Origin of the sequence: Rhizobacter sp. Root1238 (assembly GCF_001425825.1) — a bacterium.
Classification (GTDB): Bacteria; Pseudomonadota; Gammaproteobacteria; order Burkholderiales; family Burkholderiaceae_C; genus Rhizobacter.
Window position 1 is genome coordinate 194647 of record NZ_LMDM01000012.1, and the last position, 18807, is coordinate 213453.

Here is an 18807-nt window from a genome sequence, read left to right on the forward strand (position 1 = left end):
AGGGACACATGTCCTCACACCTGCTAACTCTGACAGGAAATGGGGGCTGCAGGCCGTCTTCCGTGACTTTTACCGCTCTATCCGCGTCGACAGCACGATGGCCGAGGTCGTCCGCTCGACCCCTTCGAGCGCGCCGATGCGGTCGATCAACGCGTCGAGCTCGCCGATCGACTGCGCCGCGACGATCGCGATCAGGTCGAACGGCCCGCTGACCGAATGCAGCACCCGCACTTCGGCGATCTTGCGCAGCGCTGCCTCGATCGCTGCGCTCTGCCGCGGCGCGACCGTGATCAGCACGTGGGCGCGCACCAGCGCGGCTTCGAGTTCATCGGGCACGACGATCGTGTAGCCGGCGACGACCCGCTGCCGCTCCAGCCGCTCCAGCCGGCTCTGCACCGTGGTGCGCGACAGCGCGAGGCGCCGCGCCAGTTCGGCGGTGGAGGCGCGGGCGTTCTCGCGCAGCAGCGCGAGCAGCGCGTGGTCGGTCTTGTCGAGGATGGGTTTGGGCATTTCGTCGGCAGTCGTCGGCAATATGCCGAAATGTGCACTGCGTTTCGTTGAATTTCAAGCTGCCTTTTGATCGCATGCTTCCGACAATCGCCGTCACTCTCCACAGCACGCGAGGCGGCAATGAAAGACATCCTGGTGATCGGCGGCGGCAAGATCGGCTCCGTCGTGGGGGCCTTGCTGGCCTCGGCGAGCGGCGGCGAGCGCTACACGGTGACGGTGGCCGACCGGTCGGCGCCGCAGCTGGCGGACATCGCCGCCGAGATGGCCGGCACCCCCGGCCTGTCGACGCTGGTGCTCGACGTCAACGATGCCGAGCAGTTGCGCCGAGCCCTGCGCGGCCGCTTCGCGGTGCTGAGCGCGGCGCCCTACCACCTGACGGCCAAGGTGGCGCAGGCCGCGCGCGACATCGGCGTGCACTACCTCGACCTGACCGAAGACGTGGCCAGCACCCGGCGCATCCGCGAACTGGCGGTGGGCGCCGGCACCGCCTTCATCCCGCAATGCGGGCTGGCGCCGGGCTTCATCTCGATCGTCGCGGCCGACCTGGCGCGCGGCTTCGACACCCTCGACAGCGTGCGCATGCGCGTCGGCGCGCTGCCCGCCTACCCGAGCAACGCGCTGAACTACAACCTGACCTGGAGCACCGAAGGCGTCATCAACGAATACTGCGAGCCCTGCGAGGCGATCGTCGACGGCGTGCAGCGCGAGGTGCCGGCGCTCGAGGAGCGCGAGGAGTTCTCGCTCGACGGCGTGCTGTACGAAGCCTTCAACACCTCCGGCGGCCTCGGCACGCTGTGCGAGACGCTGGCCGGCAAGGTGCGCACGCTGAACTACCGCACAATCCGCTACCCCGGCCACGCCGCGATCATGAAGGCGCTGCTGCACGACCTGCGGCTGAAGGATCGGCGCGACGTGCTGAAGGACATCCTCGAACAGGCCGTGCCGACGACGATGCAGGACGTGGTGATCGTGTTCGTCACCGTCTCCGGCATGAAGGAGGGCCGGCTGGTGCAGAACACCTACGCGCGCAAGACCTATGCGCACGTGCTGGCCGGCAAGCTGCGCAGCGCCATCCAGATCACCACCGCCAGCAGCCTGTGCGCGATCCTCGACATGCTGGCCGACGGCCAGCTGCCGCAACAAGGCTTCGTGCGCCAGGAAGACGTGAAGCTGGCCGACTTCCTGGCCAACCGCTTCGGCCGCGTCTACGCGATGGACGAACTCGCGAAGGCCGCCTGAGCGGCGCGGTCCGGCCCGGGCGGTTTAAACTGTTCCTATACAGAACCTGGGTTCGTCAAAAGAACTTTTGACGACGCCAGGTTTCCGCGAGGAACAGGATGATCAACAAGCTCTGCGATTCGGTGCAGGACGCGCTGGCCGGCGTGGCCGACGGCGCGACGGTGATGATCGGCGGCTTCGGCGGTGCCGGCCAGCCGGGCGAGCTGATCGACGCGCTGATCGCGCAGGGCGCGCGCGACCTGACCATCGTCAACAACAACGCCGGCAACGGCGAGACGGGGCTCGCGGCGCTGCTCGCGACCGGTCGGGTGCGCAAGATCATCTGCAGCTTTCCGCGCCAGGCCGATTCGCAGGTGTTCGACGGCCTGTACCGCAGCGGCCGCATCGAGCTCGAACTGGTGCCGCAGGGCAACCTGGCCGAGCGCATCCGCGCGGCCGGCGCCGGCATCGGTGGTTTCTTCACCCCCACCGGCTATGGCACCGAGCTGGCGCGCGGCAAGGAAACGCGCGAGATCGGCGGCCGCATGCACGTGCTCGAGTCGCCGATCCATGCCGACGTGGCGCTGATCAAGGCCGAGCGCGGCGACCGCTGGGGCAACCTGGTCTACCGCAAGACCGCGCGCAACTTCGGGCCGATCATGGCGATGGCGGCGAAGCTCAGCATCGCGTCGGTGCACGAGGTGGTGGCGCTCGGCGAACTCGACCCGGAGCACATCGTGACGCCGGGGATCTTCGTGCAGCGGGTCGTGCAGGTGCCGCGCAGCAGCACCGGCCCGGCCGGTTTGAAGCAGGCGGCGTGATGGCGATGCAACGCTTGAATCGAGACCAGATGGCGGCCCGCGTTGCACGCGACATTCCCGAGGGCGCGTATGTGAACCTCGGCATCGGCCTGCCGACGCTGGTGGCCAACCACCTGCCGCGCGAGCGCGAGGTCTTCCTGCACAGCGAGAACGGCCTGCTCGGCATGGGCCCGGCGCCGGCCGCCGGCGACGAGGATTTCGACCTGATCAATGCCGGCAAGCAGCCGGTGACGCTGCTGGCCGGCGGCGCGTTCTTCCACCATGCCGACAGCTTCGCGATGATGCGCGGCGGCCACCTCGACATCTGCGTGCTCGGCGCGTTCCAGGTGTCGGCGCGCGGCGACCTGGCCAACTGGCACACCGGCGCGCCCGATGCGATCCCCGCGGTCGGCGGTGCGATGGACCTGGCGATCGGCGCGAAGCGCACCTTCGTGATGATGGAGCACCTGACCAAGGCGGGCGAGAGCAAGATCGTCGCCGACTGCAGCTACCCGTTGACCGGCGTGGCCTGCGTCAGCCGCATCTACACCGACCTGGCCGTCATCGACGTGACAGCCGCCGGGCTGAAGGTGGTGGAGACTTTCAACGGCCTGCCCTTCGATGAACTGCAGCGATTGAGCGGCGTGCCGCTGATCGCCTGAAAGAGCCTCCATGAAACCCGAATCGTTTGACGCGCAGCCGGCCGAGCGCCGGGCCGCTCCCAAGCCGGCCGGCATCCCCTCGGGGGATCGGCTGATGTACTCATCAGTCGAGGGGTTGTCATGACACAAGCTTTCATCTGCGATGCCATTCGCACGCCGTTCGGCCGCTACGGCGGTGCACTGTCGTCGGTGCGCACCGACGACCTGGGCGCGATCCCGCTGAAGGCGCTGATGGCGCGCAATGCCGGCGTCGACTGGGAGGCGGTCGACGATGTGCTGTTCGGCTGCGCGAACCAGGCCGGCGAGGACAACCGCAACGTCGCGCGCATGTCGGCGCTGCTCGCGGGGTTGCCGATCGGCGTGCCGGGCATGACGATCAACCGGCTGTGCGGCTCGGGGATGGATGCGGTGGGCAGCGCGGCGCGCGCGATCCGCAGCGGCGAGGCCGGCCTGATGATCGCCGGCGGCGTCGAGAGCATGAGCCGCGCGCCGTTCGTGATGCCGAAGGCCGAGAGCGCGTTCAGCCGCAGCACCGCGATCCACGACACGACCATCGGCTGGCGCTTCGTCAACAAGCTGATGAAGGAGATGCACGGCGTCGACTCGATGCCGGAGACCGCGGAAAACGTGGCCGCCGATTTCGGCATCGCGCGCGATGCGCAGGACCGCATGGCGCTCGCGTCGCAGCTGAAGGCCGTCGCGGCGCAGAAGGCCGGCTTCTTCGACGCCGAGATCACGCCGGTGACGATCGCGCAGAAGAAGGGCGAGGCGCTCGTCGTGAAGCAGGACGAGCATCCGCGCGAGACCTCGCTCGAGGCGCTGGCGAAGCTGAAGGGCGTGGTGCGGCCCGACGGCACGGTGACGGCCGGCAATGCCTCGGGCGTCAACGACGGGGCCTGCGCGCTGCTGTTGGCAAGCGAAGCCGCGGCGTCACGCCACGGCCTGACGCCGCGCGCCCGCGTGCTCGGCATGGCGACGGCCGGCGTGGCGCCGCGCATCATGGGCATGGGCCCGGCACCGGCGTCGCGGCGCGTGCTCGCGCTGACCGGCCTGCGCCTTGACCAGATCGACGTGATCGAGCTGAACGAAGCCTTCGCCGCGCAGGGCCTCGCGGTGCTGCGCGACCTGGGTCTGCAGGACGACGATGCGCGCGTCAACCCGAACGGCGGCGCGATCGCGCTCGGCCACCCGCTCGGCGCGAGCGGCGCGCGGCTGGTGACGACCGCGGTGAACCAGTTGCACCGCAGCGGCGGCCGCTACGCACTGTGCACGATGTGCATCGGCGTCGGCCAGGGCATTGCGGTGGTGATCGAGCGGGTCTGATCCACATCCGTTCGCCCTGAGCCCGTCGAAGGGTCGGACTGAGCTTGTCGAAGGCCTTGTGCGCTTCGTGCACAACCCTTCGACGGACGGGCCTTCGACAGGCTCAGTCCCTGCTCAGGGCGAACGGAAGTCTGCTATCCGGCGGGCCGCAGCCGCGGCCACAACAGGTTCAACGCCAGCCCCGCCATCACCAGCCCGGCAGCGACCAGCTTCCAGGCCGGCAGCGATTCGCCGAGCCACCATGACGATGCGGCCATGCCGAACACCGGCACCAGCAATGCCATCGGCGTGACGGTCGCGGCCGGGTGGCGCGCCAGCAGCCAGCCCCACGCCGCATAGCCGAACAGCGTGTTGCCGACCGACTGCCACAGCACCGAGGCCCAGGTCACTGCATCGGCCTGGCGCAGGCCGGCCTCGATCGCCGTGCTGCCTTCGAACCACCACGACAGCAGGAACAGCGGCGGCACCGCGAACGCGCTGGTCCACACGACGTAGGCCAGCATGTTCACGCGGCCCGCGGCGCGGCTGACGATGTTGCCGCCGGCCCACGACAGCGCGGCGAACAGCACCATCAGCACGCCGGCCACCGTGGTGTCGCCGCCGGTGTGCGAACCGATCACGACGATGCCGGCCGCGGCCAGCAGCAACGCGACCCACTGGAACGGCCGCACCACTTCGCCGCTGCCGCGCATCGCGAGGCCGATCGTGAAGAACACCTGCGTCTGCACGACCAGCGACGCGAGCCCCGGCGTGATGTGGCCGCGCATCGCGAGGTACAGCACGCCGAACTGGCCGACGCCGATCAGCAACCCGTAGGCCGCGAGCTTGCGCCACGGCACCGCTGGGCGCGGCAGGAAGAACACCGCCGGCAGCAGCGCGAACGTGAAGCGCAGCGCGGCGAACAGCAGCGGCGGCAGGTGCGCGAGGCCGAGCTTGATAACGACGAAGTTGGTGCCCCAGACCGCGACCACCAGCAGCGCGAGGAAGAAGTGCCTGGCCGGCAAGGCTGCACTCATGCGAGCACCACCCGGTTGCGACCCGCGCCCTTGGCCGCGCGCAGCGCCTGGTCGGCGCGCGCGACCGTGTCGGCCACCGATTCGCCGGCCCGGTGCTCGGTGACGCCGGCCGAGAAGCTGACGTGGATCGGCGGCCCCTGCGCGTCGATCTGCATCGCGAAGATGCGTTCGCGCAGCCGCTCCAGCCCGAGCCGCGCGAGCGAGGCCCGGGTGTCCGACAGCAGCAGCAGGAACTGTTCGCCCTGCCAGCGCCCGAGCAGGTCGGAGATGCGGATCACGTTCAGCGCCTCGCGGGCGAAGCGCTTCAGCAAGCGGTCGCCGAACTCGTGGCCTTGCTGGTCGTTGATCTTGCGAAAGCCGTCGAGGTCGATCATCGCGATGCAGAAGGTGTAGCCGGAGCGCACGCCGCGCTGGCGCTCCTGCTCCATGAGTTCCTGCATGTGGCGGCGGTTGATCAGCCCGGTCATCTCGTCGCGGGTGGCGAGGTCCTGGATGCGCGCCAGCGCCGTCGACAACTCCTTCTTCTGCCGCCGCATGCGCTCGCGCAGGCGGCTGAGCTGCCCGGCCAGCACGGCGATCGCCGGCACCATGATCGCGATCATGATGAAGTGCCCCCATTCGACGGCCGGCTCGTAGGTGGCCGGATCGTGCCAGGCCATCGCGGCCATCGTCGCGCCGAACAGCACGACCGCGAACAGCGCGATGCGCATCACCTGGGCCGGCGGCAACGCATACATGCTGAACATGAAGATCACCATCAAGATCGGGAATGCACCGCCGCGACCCGCACCGGCCAGCGCGTAGCCGCCGGCGCCGCAGGCGATCGCGAACAGCATCTGCGGCTGCGTCAGCGCCGGATCGGGCAGCTTCAGGTTGAGGCCGCTGCGGATCACGCCGAAGAAGACCGCGAAGCCGCCGGCGAGCACCGCGCTCCACAGCGCCACCGGCCAGGCCGGCGCGAGGCCGGCGACCACGAGGTACTGCATGTTGAGCACGCTGCCGAGCACCAGCAGCATCGCGACGCCGCATTGCACGAGCCGCAAGCGCTGCTTGGGTTCGGTGCCGAACACGCGGTCGGCGAGGGAGACGAGGACGGTCCGCACGGGGCGAGAGGTTAGCAGCCCCGCGGTCCCCGGTCGTCCCAGCTCATCGGTTCAATCGTTCCAGCGGGTCAACCCGAGTGCGCCCAGCACGGTCCCGTCGATCGCGGCGTCGCCCACCTGGCAGCGGTGACCGGGCAACGCCTGCGAGAGCAGCGCGAGGTAGGCGGCATTGCGTGCGAGCGGGCCTTCGATGACGACCGGCGACGGGCCCGACAGGGCGCGCACCCGCTCGGCGGTCATCGCCGCGCAGTACTGCGCGGCCAGCGTGGCGCGCTGCACCGGCGTGAGCCGTTGCGGCGCTTGCGCGGTGATGTCGTCGCCATGGCAGACGATGCGGGGGTGGCCGCCATCGGCCGACGGCACGGCCTGGATGCCGGCCTCGGCGAGTGCGGGCAGGCACGCGAGGTCGGCCGCGTCGGGATCGGCACCGGCACACAAGGCCGCGTGGTCGCGCCCGCCCATGAAGCGCGCGGTCGGCACCAGGTCCTGCGCGACCGACACGTTGGCCAGCATGTCGGCCGACAGGTCGAGGCGATCGACCTTCCCGCCGCAGGCCATCACCACGGTCCAGGTGCCCGAGGTGACCAGCGTCATTTCCGGCGAGCGCCGCAGGTGGCGCGCAAGGCAGGCGTTGCTGTCGTGCACGCCGGCATGCACGCGGCAATCGCCCGGCAGGCCGAGCCGCTTCGCCAGCTCCGGGCGCATGGGGCCGAGCACGTCCCACGCAGAGCGCAGCGGTGCGAAGCGCCGATCCCAGCCTTCGGCCCGGGCGAGGCGAGACCAGCTGCGTGCCACCGGCGCCCACAGGTGCGTGTGGCACCCCAGCGAACTCGCCTCGCTCGCGGCAACACCGCTCAGCCGCCAGGCCCAGTACTGCGGGTATGGCAGCAGCGTGGTCGCCCGCGCAAACTCGCCCGGGCATTCGCGCGACAGCCAGTACCACGGCCGCGCCGCATTGAGGCCCATGGGCAGGTGAGGAGACAGCGACTCGCGCAGGTCGCCGACGGCCTCGGCGTAGGCATCCCGTTGACCGTCGTAGGCATCGAACTCGTAGTCGACGATCGGCAGCACGAGGCCGTCCGCGTCGATCGCGGCGAAGGCCGCACCGTGGGTGCTGGTGACGATGCGATCGACGTGGAACTCGCTCGCCAGCGACGCGAGGCTGTCCCACAGCCACGCTTCGATGCCATCGGTATCGAGGGCCGCGTAGCCGGCGGGGGCCTGGACGCTCGCGTTGTCTCGCGTGCGGACGGCGAGGACGCGGTCGCTCGCGTCGAGGGCGCACAGCTTGACGTGCGTCTTGCCGATGTCGAGCACGACGGTGGCTTGGTGCTTCATGGTCGCGTGTCTGCTTCGGCGCGTCGCGCCGGGTGGCGGGATGCGCTGGGGGCTCGGCTGGGGCGGTCGGCCCTGGCGGGCCGACTCCACGGAGAAGATCGGCTTCGGGGGTGCATCGGCAAACTCCCTCCACTCACTTCGTTCGTTGTGGTCAAACAGTGCCGATGAGTCAGTCCACGAAGCGCGCTGGCGCGCGCCACCCCCGAAACCAATCTTCTCCGTCGCCCCAGAAGTCGCCCCCAGCGCATCCCGCCACCCGCCGCGAAGAACCAGCAGCGCTTGTTGGGGGCAAAAGACTGAAGTGATTGTTGAGCATGCGAGCGCCCGCACGCTTCGTCGGCCTGTTCAGTCTCTTTCGCCCTCACGCAGAGAGCGGCGGGAGTTTCGGCGACGGGCCATGACACCAGCCGGCGGAGGGAAGTCTTCGCCCCGGGAGGGGCGAAGACCGACCCGTCCGGCGCACCACAGCCTCCCCACCTGCGCCTTTGCGAGAGCCCCCGACAGACAACAAACCAGTACCTCATTCAAGATGAAACATCGGCTTCAAGTCGACGACGCAAGGCGCCGATGAAGGCTCGACCTCCATCAGCTCCGCCATCTCCGCCCACCACCGCTGCATCACCGGATGCAACGGCAACTCGTCCATCCGATGATCGGCAGCCCGGCGCAGCACCGCGAACAAGGCCAGGCTCTCCTCGTCGAGAAAGATGCTGTAGTCGCGCACGCCGGCCTCGTGCAGCAGGCTCGCCAGCTCCGGCCACAGCGCATCGTGCCGTCGCTTGTACTCGGCCGCGCAGCCCGGCTTCAGCCGCATCCGGAACGCAACCTGCTCCATCACAGCAGCACCCGCGGGCCGCGCATCAGCCGCGGCAGCACCATCGAGACGATCAGCAGGATGCCGACGATCATCGCCATCACGATGCCCGAGATGTTCGCCATGCCGAGCGCGAAGGTGAACAGGCCCAGCAGCAGCGCCGCCAGCAGCACGCCGACGATGCTGCCGCGACCGCCTTCGATCGCGACACCGCCGAGGATCACCATCGTCACTGCGTCCAGCTCCCAGCCGAGCGCGATGTTCGGGCGCGTGCTGCCGATGCGACCGGTCAGCAGCACGGCCGCCAACGCCGCCATCAGGCCGGCGAACACGAACAACGCGAAGCGGTGGCGGTCGACCTCGATGCCCGAGAAACGCGAGGCGACGGGGTTCGCACCGATCGCCACCAGCCGGCGGCCGGTGACAGTGCGGTGCAGCAGCACGGCAACAGCCACCGCCATCGCCAGCAGGATCGCGAACTCGATCGGCACGATCAGCCACGGCAGGCCGACCAGGTCGCCGAGGTAGCCGTTGCCGAGCACCGACAGCGCGTCGGGGTAGCCGGTGATCGCCTGGTCGCCGAGCACCACCAGCGCGATCCCGCGGTACAGCGACAGGCTGCCGATGGTGACGACGATGGACGGCAGGCGGTATGCGGTGACGAGCCAGCCGTTCAGCGCACCCGCGGCCGCACCGGTGCCGAAGGCGGCCAGCAACATCAGCGGCAGGCCGGCGCCGGCCTTCATCGCGAAACCCATCGCCAGCGAACACAGCGACAGCGTCGCGGCGATCGACAGGTCGATCTCGCCGGCCAGGATCAGCAGCGCCATCGCGAGGGCGAGCAGCCCCTTCTCGCTGAAGTTGAAGGTGCTGTCGGCCAGCGCATACGGCGTCATGAAGCCGTCGATGCCGAGGCCGAAGCCGGCCAGCAGCAGCACCAGCAACGCGAGCAGCATGCGCTCCCACAATCCAAACGCGCGCGTCATGCGGGCACCTCCCGTCGTTCGAGAATCTGCCGGCCGCTGCGCCGCTGCGCACCGGCATTGACCGCGACCGACACCAGGATCACCAGGCCGGCGATCGCCTGCTGCCAGAATGGCGACACCTGGATCACCGGCAACGCGCCGTTGACGACGCCGATGAACAGCACGCCGAGCACCGCGCCCGCCACGCTGCCCACCCCGCCGCCGATGCTGACGCCGCCGATCACGCAGGCGGCGATCACCGTCAGCTCGTAGCCCGCCGCCAGCTCGGTGAACGCGATCGCGTAGCGGCCGACCCACAGCAACCCGGCCAGGCCGGCCAGCGCGCCCGAGACCGCATAGACCAGCAGCAACCGCCGCCGCAGCGGGATGCCGACATACGCCGCCGCGGTCGGGTTGCCGCCCAGCGCGTACAGCTCGCGCCCTTCGCGGCGCCAGCGCAGGAACACGGCCATCGCCAGCACCACTGCCGCGGCGATCCACACCAGCGCCGGCAGCCCCAGCCATTGCTCGCGCGGCAGGCCCTTGATCACCGGATGGATCTGGTGGTCGGAGATCCACGCGCCCTGGCTCGCGACGAAGATCGCGCCGCGGTAGGCCGACAAGGTGCCGAGCGTCACGACGATCGGCGGCAGCTCGAAGACCGTGATCAACCAGCCGTTGACGAGGCCGAGCAGCGTGCCGATCGCGATCGCCAGCAGCAGCAGCGGCACGACGCCAAGCTGCGGCAGCGCGCGCCCGGCCAGCGCGCACAGCATGCCGGTCAGCGCCAGGTTCGATGCGGCCGACAGGTCGACGCCGCGTGTCAGCAGCACCAGCATCTGCCCCATCACCAGGATCGCGAGGATCGCCGAATCGTTCGCGATGTCGAGCGCGTTGTGCCAGGTCAGGAACACCGGCGCGCGCGCACCGACGGCCAGCGCGATTGCGACGATGATCGCCAGCAGCACGATCTCGCGGTACCGATCCTTCAGGCCCTTCATGCCGCCAACTCCCGCAGTTCGAGCGGTGCCTGCGGCCGCGGCGGCGGCGCCAGGCCCGACGCGGCCGCGACGACCGCTTCCGCTTCGGCACCGTCGCGCGCGAACTCCGCCACCTGCCGGCCGCGCCGCATCACGATCACGCGGTGCGCCAGGTTCATCACCTCCGGCAGTTCCGACGACACCAGGATCACCGCCAGCCCCTGCGCGACCATCTCGCCGATCAGCTGGTACACCGCCTGCTTCGCGCCGACGTCGATGCCCTTGGTCGGCTCGTCGAGGATCACGATGCGCGGGTCGAGCCCCAGCCACTTCGCGATCACCACCTTCTGCTGGTTGCCGCCCGACAGCCCCGCCATCGGCGTGTGCGGCGAACCGGTCTTGATCTGCAGCCGCTCGATCATCCGGCCGCACAGCGCCGATTCGCGCAGCGCCGACAGCCACGGCCCGCGCGCAAAGCGCGACAACCCCGCCAGGCTGATGTTGTGCTGCACCGAGAAGCTCAGGATGCCGCCCTGGCGCTGCCGCTCCTCGGGCACGTAGGCGATGCCGGCCGCGATCGCGTCGCCGGCCCGGCCCGGCTTGAAGCGCTTGCCGTCGATCTCGAACTCGCCGCGCGCGTCGGGGTTCAGGCCCATCAGCGCCAGCATCGCCTCGCTGCGGCCCGAGCCGACCAGCCCGTAGAAGCCGAGGATCTCGCCGCGCCGCAGCTCGAACGACAGGCCGTCGAACTCGCTCGGGTGCGACAGCCCACGCACCCGCAGCACCACCTCGCCGGGCGGCGCGGCGGGAGCGGGGTAGATCTGCTCGATCGCGCGGCCGGCCATCAGCTTCACCAGTTCGCGCTCCTCGGCCTGCGCGATCGCCCCGCAGCCCACCGACGCGCCGTCGCGCAGCACCAGCCAGCGGTCGGCCACCGCGAAGATCTCGTCGAACTTGTGGGTGATGAAGATCACGCCGACACCCTGCTCGCGCAGCGTGCGCACCAGCCCGTAGAAATCGCGGATCTCCTGCTGCGACAGCGCGGCCGTCGGCTCGTCGAGGATGACGACCGAGGCCTGCTGCGACAAGGCCCGCGCAATCTCCACCAGGTGCCGCTCGGCCAGGCTCAGGTCCTTGACGAGCACCCCCGGCGCGAAGCGCGCGCCGATCTTCGCGAGCACCTGCGCCGCCTGCGCGTGCATCGCTGGCCAGTCGATGAACGGCCCGCGCTGCAGGTGCCGGCCGATGAAGATGTTCTCGGCCACCGACAGCTCGTCGAACATCACCGTCTCCTGGTGGACGGCGACGATGCCGGCGGCCTGCGAGGCCTGCGCATGCGCGAAGCGCAGCGCACGGCCATCGAGTTCGATCGTACCCTCGTCCGGCTGCACCACGCCGGTCAGGATCTTCACCAGCGTCGACTTGCCGGCACCGTTCTCGCCGACCAGCGCGAGCACCTCGCCGCGCTGCAGTTCGAGGTCCACGCCGCGCAAGGCATGCGTCGCCCCGTAGCGCTTGTGGATGCCGCGCAGGCGCAGCAGGGGTTCGCTCATTGCCACCCCCGTTCGGGCTGAGCCTGTCGAAGCCCGGGTGCCCTGCGCGCAGGCCCTTCGACAAGCTCAGGGCGGCCCTTCGACAGGCTCAGGGCGAACGGAATCTTCCATTCGGGCTGAGCTTGTCGAAGCCCTTGCTCGATGCGCGCCCACCCTTCGACCAGCTCAGGGCGAACGAACAGGCGCTGTCCATTCATCGTCTTGATGCTCAGAAGAACTTCGCGAATTTCTCGACGTTGCCGGCGTCGTAGGTGAACGGTTCGGCCATCGCCGCCTCGTTGTTCGCGTCCAGCGCCACCGTGCCGACCCGGCCCAGCGACACCTTCTCGCCCGCCGCGCCCTTGGCCTTGCCGTGCACGAACTGGTGCGCCGCATACACCGCGGAGTAGCCGAGGTCGATCGGGTTCCAGATCGCGAACGACTTCACCGCGCCGCTCTTCACATGGCCGGCCATCTCCGACGGCAGCCCGAGCCCGGTGACGAACAGCGCACCGACCTTCTTCTCGTCCTGCACCGCCTTCGCCGCGGCCGCGACGCCGACGGTGGTCGGCGCGACGATCGCCTTCAGGTTCGGGTAGCTCTTGAACAGGCCCTGCGCCTCGCGATAGCTCTTGTCGGTCTGGTCGTCGCCGTAGACGACGCTGACCAGCTTCAGCCCGGTGTACGGCGGCTTCGCGAGCACCTTCTTCATCTCGTCGATCCAGATGTTCTGGTTGGTCGCCTGCGCGGTCGCCGACAGCACCGCGATCTCGCCGTTGGCGCCGATCGCGTCCTGCGTCATCTTCACCAGCTTCTCGCCGATCAGCGCGTTCGACGACGGGTTCAGGTGCATCAGCCGGCCGTCCTTGCGCACGCCGGAATCGAACGACACCACCTTGATGCCGCGCGCCATCGCCTTCTTCAGCGCCGGCACCAGCGCGTCGGGGTCGTTGGCCGAGATCACGATCGCCTTCACGTTCTGCGCGATCAGCGAGTTGATGATCTCGATCTGCCCTTCGGCGGTCGCCTTGGCCGGGCCGGTGTAGATGATCTCGACGTCCTTCAGCTCCTTGGCCGCTTCCTGCGCACCCTGGTTGGCGGCATCGAAGAAGCCGTTGCCCAGGCTCTTGACGACCAGCGCGATCTTGTCGGCCGCCATCGCGCCCGGGGCGAAGGCCGCGCACACCAGCGCGGCCAGCAACACTTGCAGAGGTTTCTTCACGGGTTTGTCTCCTGATTGGTTTTTGAACTGACGGGGGAACATGAAATCAGACGATGCCGCTGCTCGGGCCCGACGCCGGCCGCGCCTCGGCGACCCGCGCGCGATAACCACTGGCGCGGTACGCCGCCACCGGCTCGATCGCGCCGCCGGCCTCCAGCCGCACGCGCTGCAGGATCGGCGTCACATCGGTCTGGTAGGCCTGCTTCAGCGCCTGCGCGGCCATCAGCGCGTCGTTGCCATCCTGGTAGGCGGTCAGCGCCTTGCGGTCGACGATCAGCGCCTGCGCGTAGCAGCGCTGCACGCTGGCGGCGCTGGTCATCAGGCTCTCGATCGGGTCGGTGACGTTGTGCGACTGGTCCAGCATGTAGGCCGGCGCGAAGTCGGGCGCACCGGACTGCGCGGCATCGACCAGCTCGTTGAAGACGAGGAACAGCTGGAACGGGTTGATGCTGCCGCTGTCGAGGTCGTCGTCGCCGTACTTGCTGTCGTTGAAGTGGAAGCCGGCCAGCTTGCGCGCATGCACCAGCCGCGCGACGATCATCTCGATGTTGACGTTCGGTGCGTGGTGGCCCAGGTCGACCAGGCAGCGCGCCCGCTCGCCCAGCGATTGCGCGGCGAGCAGGCTGGAGCCCCAGTCCTGGATCACCGTGGCGTAGAACGCCGGCTCGAACATCTTGTGCTCGAGGAATAGGTGCCAGTCGGCCGGCAGCCCGGCGTAGATGCGCCGCGTGCTGTCGAGGTAGCGCTCGAAGCTGCGCCGGAAATGCTGCTGGCCGGGGAAGTTCGAACCGTCACCGATCCACACCGTGATCACGCGGCTGCCGAGCTGGCGGCCGATCTCGATCACCTCCAGGTTGTGCGCGACCGCCTGCGCCCGCACCGCTGCATCGCTGTGCGTCAGGCTGCCGAACTTGTAGCTCAGCGGCTGGCCCTTCTGGTCGGAGAAGGTGTTGGAGTTGACCGCGTCGAAGGCCAGGCCACGCATCGCCGCATGCTCGCGCAGCTCGCTGTAGTCGCTGCACTTGTCCCACGGGAAGTGCGGCGAGACGGTCGGCGTGCAGCGCGCCAGTTGCTGGATCACGCTGCAGTCCTCGATCTTGTCGAACACGTCGCGCGGCTCGCCGGCGCCGGGGAAGCGCGCGAAACGCGTGCCGCCGGTGCCGACGCCCCACGACGGCACGGCCACCGTGAAGGCCGCGACCTGCCGGCGCACGGTCTCGATGTCGATGTCGCGCCGCGCGAGCTGCTCGCCCAGCGTGTCGTAGTCGTCGCGCACGCGCTGCGCCAGCGGTGCGTTCTGCGCGTCGATCAGGGTCCTGGCGATCAGCGGGGTGGCCATGTCGTGCTCCTCGGGATTCAACGCGGAAAAGCAGCGAGGTTGCCCGCGTCCACGTTGAGGATGTTGCCGGTCGATTTGGCCGACAAGTCGGATGCGAAGAAATAGGTGGCTTCCGCGATGTCCTGCGGCAGCACGCTGCGCTTCAGCATCGAGCGGTCGCGGTAGAAGGCCTCCAGCTCTTCTTCCTTGATCTTGTTGGCGGCCGCGCGTTCCTGGCTCCAGCTGCCCGTCCAGATCTTGCTGCCGCGGATCACCGCATCGGGGTTCACCACGTTGGCGCGGATGCCCAGCGGCGCACCCTCCAGCGCGAAGCAGCGCGCCAGCTGGATCTCGCTCGCCTTGGCCGCGCAGTAGGCCGAGGCCTGGTTGCTCGGGATCATGCCGTTCTTGCTGGCGATGAAGACGATGGCGCCGCCGATGCCTTGCGCCTTCATCACGCGGAAGGCTTCGCGGCCGACCAGGAAGTAGCCGGTGCTCAGGATCGACTGGTTGCGCATCCACAGCTCGAGCGTGGTGTCCTCGATCGGCGCGGCCGATGCGATGCCGGCGTTCGACACCAGGATGTCGATGCCGCCGTACTCGATCACCGCATCGGCATGGGCGCGCATCACGCTGGCCTCGTCGGTCACGTCGCAGCGCAGCGTGCGCACCACGTCGCGGCCGAAGCGCGTGCGCAGCTCGTCGCCGACCTGCGCCAGCGCTTCGGTGTCGATGTCGAGCAGCACCGCGCAGGCGCCTTCGCCGAGCAGGCGTTCGACGATCGCGCGGCCGATGCCGCCGGCACCACCGGTCACCAGCGCCACCTGGCCGACCAGCGGCTTCGGCTTCGGCATGCGCTGCAGCTTGGCTTCTTCGAGCAGCCAGTACTCGATGTCGAAGGCCTCCTGCTCCGGCAGGCCGACGTAGCGGTCCAGCGCATCGGCCTCGCGCATCACGTTGATCGCGTTGACGTAGAACTCGCCGGCGATGCGGGCGGTGGCCTTGTCCTTCGCGAGCGACACCATGCCGACGCCGGGCAGCAGCACGATCACCGGGTTCGGGTCGCGCAGCGCCGGGCTGTCCGGCCGCTTGCAGCGCTCGTAATAGGCGCTGTAGTCGGCGCGGTAGGCGGCCAGGCGCTCCTCGATCGCGGCGGCCAGCGCCGGGCCGTCGAGTGCGTACAGCGAGGCCGGCAGGATCAGCGGGCGGATCTTGGTGCGCAGGAAATGGTCGGGGCACGAGGTGCCGAGCGCGGCCAGGCGTTCGAGGTCATGGCTGTCGACGAATTCCTGCACGACGGCCGAGCGGTCGACGTGCGCCAGCTTGTGGCCGCTGCGCGAGACCGCACCGCGCAGCACCGGCAGCAGCCGGGCCAGCAGCGCCTGCTGCGCGTCGCCGGGCAGCGGCTCGCGGGCCGGGCCGCCGAAGCTGACGAGCTTGCGCTCGCGCCGCTCGGCCTGCAGCCACGCCTGGGCATCGCGGATCACGCCGACGGTGTTCTCGTAGCAGCTGCGGGCGTCGTCGCCCCAGGTGAACAGGCCGTGGCCGGCCAGCACGAGGCCGCGCAGGCCGGGGTGCTCGGCGACGTGGCGCTGCAGCTGCATGCCGAGCTCGAAGCCCGGGCGGCGCCACGGCAGCCAGCCGACGGTGCCGCCGAAGATCGTCTGCGTCAGCGCGCGGCTGTTCTCCATTGCCGCGATCGCGATCACCGCGTCGGGGTGCATGTGGTCGACGTGCTTGAACGGCAGGTAGGCGTGCAGCGGCGTGTCGATGCTGGCGGCGCGGGCGTTCAGGTTGAAGGTGCAGTGCGGCAGGTAGCCGACCATCTCGTCTTCATGCTCGGGGCCGCGGTAGATCGCCTGCAGCGCGCGCAGCTTGTCGAGGTAGAGGGTCGAGAAGCCGCCGAGCTTCATCGAGCCGAGATCGCCGCCGGAGCCCTTGACCCACAGCACCTCGACCTGCTGCTGCGTCAGCGGGTCGCGCTGCAGCAGCTTGGCGGAGGTGTTGCCGCCGCCGTAGTTCGTGATGCGCAGGTCGGAGCCCAGCAGGTTCGAGCGGTACAGCAGCCGGCCGGGTTCGTCGAGGCGTTCGGCCTGGGCGGCATCCCAGGTCGGGAAGGGGTGGGTCGGATCAGTCATGGAGACGGAATCTAGGAGCCTCCAGGCATAAGGACAAGCAATGGTTTCTTATTCGGAGGCATTGAATCTCCTGATGCCTCGCGCCGCCGTTCGAACACGCTCCGCTCGCCCTGAGCCTGTCGAAGGGTCGCGCGCTCCGACTGCAACCCTTCGACACGGGCCTTCGACAAGCTCAGTCCCTGCTCAGGGCGAACGGTGAGGGAACGGGAAGGTGCGGGAAAACGCTGAGGCGTGCTCCTTGCCGCGCTCTTCCGGTGCCGCACCCCGGCACCGGGCAGACCCGCGTCATGCATTCATTCCCTGTGTCCGCTTCAATTCGCAATGCGCCAACCGCGCCCCCTGCTCCAGCACGAACTCGCGGAATGCGGCGTTCACCCCCGCCAGCACCCCGTCGCGCCGGTGCAGCAGGCACCAGTCGAGCAGCTTCGGCATGCCCACCAGGTCGAGCACCGCCATGCGCCCGGCCGCCAGCTCGATCTGGAACGCATGCGCCGACATGAAGCTGATGCCCATGCCGGCCATCACCGCCTGCTTGATGGTCTCGTTGCCCGACAGCTCCATCGTCACGTTGACCTGCAAGGCTTGCGACTGCAGCAGGTGCTCGAGGAACTGCCGCGTCGCCGACCCCGGCTCGCGGAAGATGAACGGCTCGCCCTTCAGCTCGCTCCACGCGATGCGCCGCTTGCCGGCCAGCGGGTGCCCGGGCGCCGCGACGATGCAGTGCGGGTGGCGCGCGAAGGCCTCGGCCTCGACATCGGCCTCCGACGGCGGGTAGCCGGCGATCGCGACGTCGATCTGGTGCTCGTTCAGCAGCGCGAGGATGGTGTCGCGCCGGTCCACCGACAGCTTCAGCTTGACCTCGGGAAAGCGCTCGCGGAACGCCATCATCAACAGCGGCGCGAAGTAGTTCGCCGTCGGCACCACGCCCAGGTGCAGCTGCCCGCGCGTGCGGCCTTCCAGCGAGTTCATCGAGGTCAGCGCGTCCTCGGCGTGGCGGACCGCGCCGAGGATGCCGCGCGCATGGCGCAGCACCTCGTCGCCCGCGTCGGTGAGCTGCAGCCCGCGGCCCTGCTTGCGAAACAGCGGCAGGCCGAGCTCGTCCTCCAGCAGCCGGATCTGCATCGACACCGCCGGCTGCGTCAGGTGCAGTTGCTCGGCGGCCCGCGAGTGGCTCAGCGTGGTCGCGGCGGCCTCGAAGGCGCGCAGCTGGCGCAGCGTCAGGTTCTTCATGCGCCGCTCGCCTTCAGGTGCCCGAGCGGCAACGCGCCGCTCGCCTTCACCTCGCCGAGCGAGAAGCTGGTGTGGATGTCCTTCACGTTCGGCAGGTTCAGCAGCGTCTCGATCGAGAAGCGCGAGAACGCATCCAGGTCGGTCGCCATCACCTGCAGCTCGAAGGTGCCGGCGCCCGAGATGTAGTGGCAGGCGATCACCTCGGGCAGTTGCCGGATCGCGTCTTCCAGCTGGCGCGTCTCGCTGCCGGTGTTGCGGTTGGCATCCACCCGCACGAAGGCCAGCACGCCCAGGCCGACCTTGCGCCGGTCGAGCTCGGCCCGGTAGCCGGTGATGTAGCCCTGCTCCTCCAGCCACTTGACGCGCCGCCAGGTGGGCGCGGCCGACAGCCCGATGCGCGCCGCCAGTTCGGTGTTGGACAACCGCGCGTCCTGCTGCAGCTCGCGCAGGATCAGCACGTCGTAGCGGTCGAGCGTGGCGCCATGCGGCTCGGGGGTGGGGACGGGCGAGGTCGCAGCTGGCCTGCTGGTTTTCCCTGATATGGCCTTTTTGAGCGTCATTCGCGTCCCCAGGTACAAATGTCAGCAAGATTATTGCGCCGACCCCACCGGAGCGGGCAAACAAAGAAAGGACTTGCG

General features: G+C 69.3%; 17 protein-coding genes. 4 read left to right on the forward strand and 13 right to left on the reverse strand.

Features of this window, described 5'->3' with window-relative positions:
• Nucleotides 1-69: 69 nt before the first annotated feature.
• Complete coding sequence (locus tag ASC98_RS11800; RefSeq protein WP_056804834.1) at nucleotides 70-510, reverse strand: Lrp/AsnC family transcriptional regulator; 441 nt, start codon at nucleotides 508-510, stop codon at nucleotides 70-72.
• Between the two features lie 120 nt (nucleotides 511-630).
• Between ASC98_RS11800 and ASC98_RS11805 the strand changes: the two genes are divergently transcribed.
• The 4 genes from ASC98_RS11805 to pcaF all read left to right on the forward strand — a co-directional run bounded on the left by ASC98_RS11805 (nucleotide 631) and on the right by pcaF (nucleotide 4513).
• Complete coding sequence (locus ASC98_RS11805; RefSeq protein WP_056804398.1) at nucleotides 631-1749, forward strand: saccharopine dehydrogenase family protein; 1119 nt, start codon at nucleotides 631-633, stop codon at nucleotides 1747-1749.
• 98 nt (nucleotides 1750-1847) lie between these two features.
• On the forward strand, nucleotides 1848-2549 hold the full coding sequence (locus tag ASC98_RS11810) for a 3-oxoacid CoA-transferase subunit A (RefSeq protein ID WP_056804401.1): 702 nt from the start codon (nucleotides 1848-1850) through the stop codon (nucleotides 2547-2549).
• Nucleotides 2550-2554: 5 nt separating this feature from the next.
• A complete protein-coding gene (locus ASC98_RS11815) occupies nucleotides 2555-3190 on the forward strand; it encodes a 3-oxoacid CoA-transferase subunit B (protein WP_056804837.1) in 636 nt (211 codons plus the stop codon).
• A 120-nt stretch (nucleotides 3191-3310) separates the two neighbouring features.
• The gene (pcaF, locus tag ASC98_RS11820) at nucleotides 3311-4513 is read left to right on the forward strand and encodes a 3-oxoadipyl-CoA thiolase (protein WP_056804405.1); all 1203 of its coding nucleotides are present in this window, start codon (nucleotides 3311-3313) and stop codon (nucleotides 4511-4513) included.
• Between the two features lie 134 nt (nucleotides 4514-4647).
• Here the strand turns inward: pcaF and ASC98_RS11825 are convergent, their stop codons facing one another.
• From ASC98_RS11825 to ASC98_RS11880, 12 genes are all read right to left on the reverse strand, one after another.
• On the reverse strand, nucleotides 4648-5517 hold the full coding sequence (locus ASC98_RS11825) for an EamA family transporter (protein WP_369820439.1): 870 nt from the start codon (nucleotides 5515-5517) through the stop codon (nucleotides 4648-4650).
• 8 nt (nucleotides 5518-5525) lie between these two features.
• Complete coding sequence (locus ASC98_RS11830) at nucleotides 5526-6632, reverse strand: GGDEF domain-containing protein (RefSeq protein WP_056804411.1); 1107 nt, start codon at nucleotides 6630-6632, stop codon at nucleotides 5526-5528.
• Between the two features lie 51 nt (nucleotides 6633-6683).
• Nucleotides 6684-7970, reverse strand: coding sequence for an FGGY-family carbohydrate kinase (locus ASC98_RS11835; protein WP_056804414.1), 1287 nt, complete (start codon nucleotides 7968-7970; stop codon nucleotides 6684-6686).
• A gap of 520 nt (nucleotides 7971-8490) precedes the next feature.
• On the reverse strand, nucleotides 8491-8805 hold the full coding sequence (locus tag ASC98_RS11840; protein ID WP_056804417.1) for an L-rhamnose mutarotase: 315 nt from the start codon (nucleotides 8803-8805) through the stop codon (nucleotides 8491-8493).
• On the reverse strand, nucleotides 8805-9770 hold the full coding sequence (locus ASC98_RS11845; RefSeq protein ID WP_056804421.1) for an ABC transporter permease: 966 nt from the start codon (nucleotides 9768-9770) through the stop codon (nucleotides 8805-8807). The genes ASC98_RS11840 and ASC98_RS11845 overlap by 1 nt, the downstream gene beginning before the upstream one ends.
• Complete coding sequence (locus tag ASC98_RS11850; protein ID WP_056804424.1) at nucleotides 9767-10750, reverse strand: ABC transporter permease; 984 nt, start codon at nucleotides 10748-10750, stop codon at nucleotides 9767-9769. The genes ASC98_RS11845 and ASC98_RS11850 overlap by 4 nt, the downstream gene beginning before the upstream one ends.
• Entirely contained in the window at nucleotides 10747-12282 is a 1536-nt protein-coding gene (locus ASC98_RS11855; protein WP_056804427.1) for a sugar ABC transporter ATP-binding protein, read from the reverse strand. Before ASC98_RS11855 ends, ASC98_RS11850 begins: the two co-directional genes overlap by 4 nt.
• Before the next feature lie 208 nt (nucleotides 12283-12490).
• Nucleotides 12491-13420: a rhamnose ABC transporter substrate-binding protein gene (gene rhaS, locus ASC98_RS11860; RefSeq protein WP_369820440.1), complete on the reverse strand. Its 930-nt coding sequence runs from the start codon at nucleotides 13418-13420 to the stop codon at nucleotides 12491-12493.
• A gap of 109 nt (nucleotides 13421-13529) precedes the next feature.
• On the reverse strand, nucleotides 13530-14822 hold the full coding sequence (rhaI, locus tag ASC98_RS11865; protein ID WP_056804430.1) for an L-rhamnose catabolism isomerase: 1293 nt from the start codon (nucleotides 14820-14822) through the stop codon (nucleotides 13530-13532).
• A gap of 17 nt (nucleotides 14823-14839) precedes the next feature.
• Nucleotides 14840-16939: a bifunctional rhamnulose-1-phosphate aldolase/short-chain dehydrogenase gene (locus ASC98_RS11870; RefSeq protein WP_056804431.1), complete on the reverse strand. Its 2100-nt coding sequence runs from the start codon at nucleotides 16937-16939 to the stop codon at nucleotides 14840-14842.
• Nucleotides 16940-17224: 285 nt separating this feature from the next.
• Nucleotides 17225-18169: a LysR family transcriptional regulator gene (locus ASC98_RS11875; protein WP_056819967.1), complete on the reverse strand. Its 945-nt coding sequence runs from the start codon at nucleotides 18167-18169 to the stop codon at nucleotides 17225-17227.
• A complete protein-coding gene (locus ASC98_RS11880; protein WP_082541836.1) occupies nucleotides 18166-18729 on the reverse strand; it encodes an Lrp/AsnC family transcriptional regulator in 564 nt (187 codons plus the stop codon). The genes ASC98_RS11875 and ASC98_RS11880 overlap by 4 nt, the downstream gene beginning before the upstream one ends.
• Nucleotides 18730-18807 lie beyond the last annotated feature (78 nt).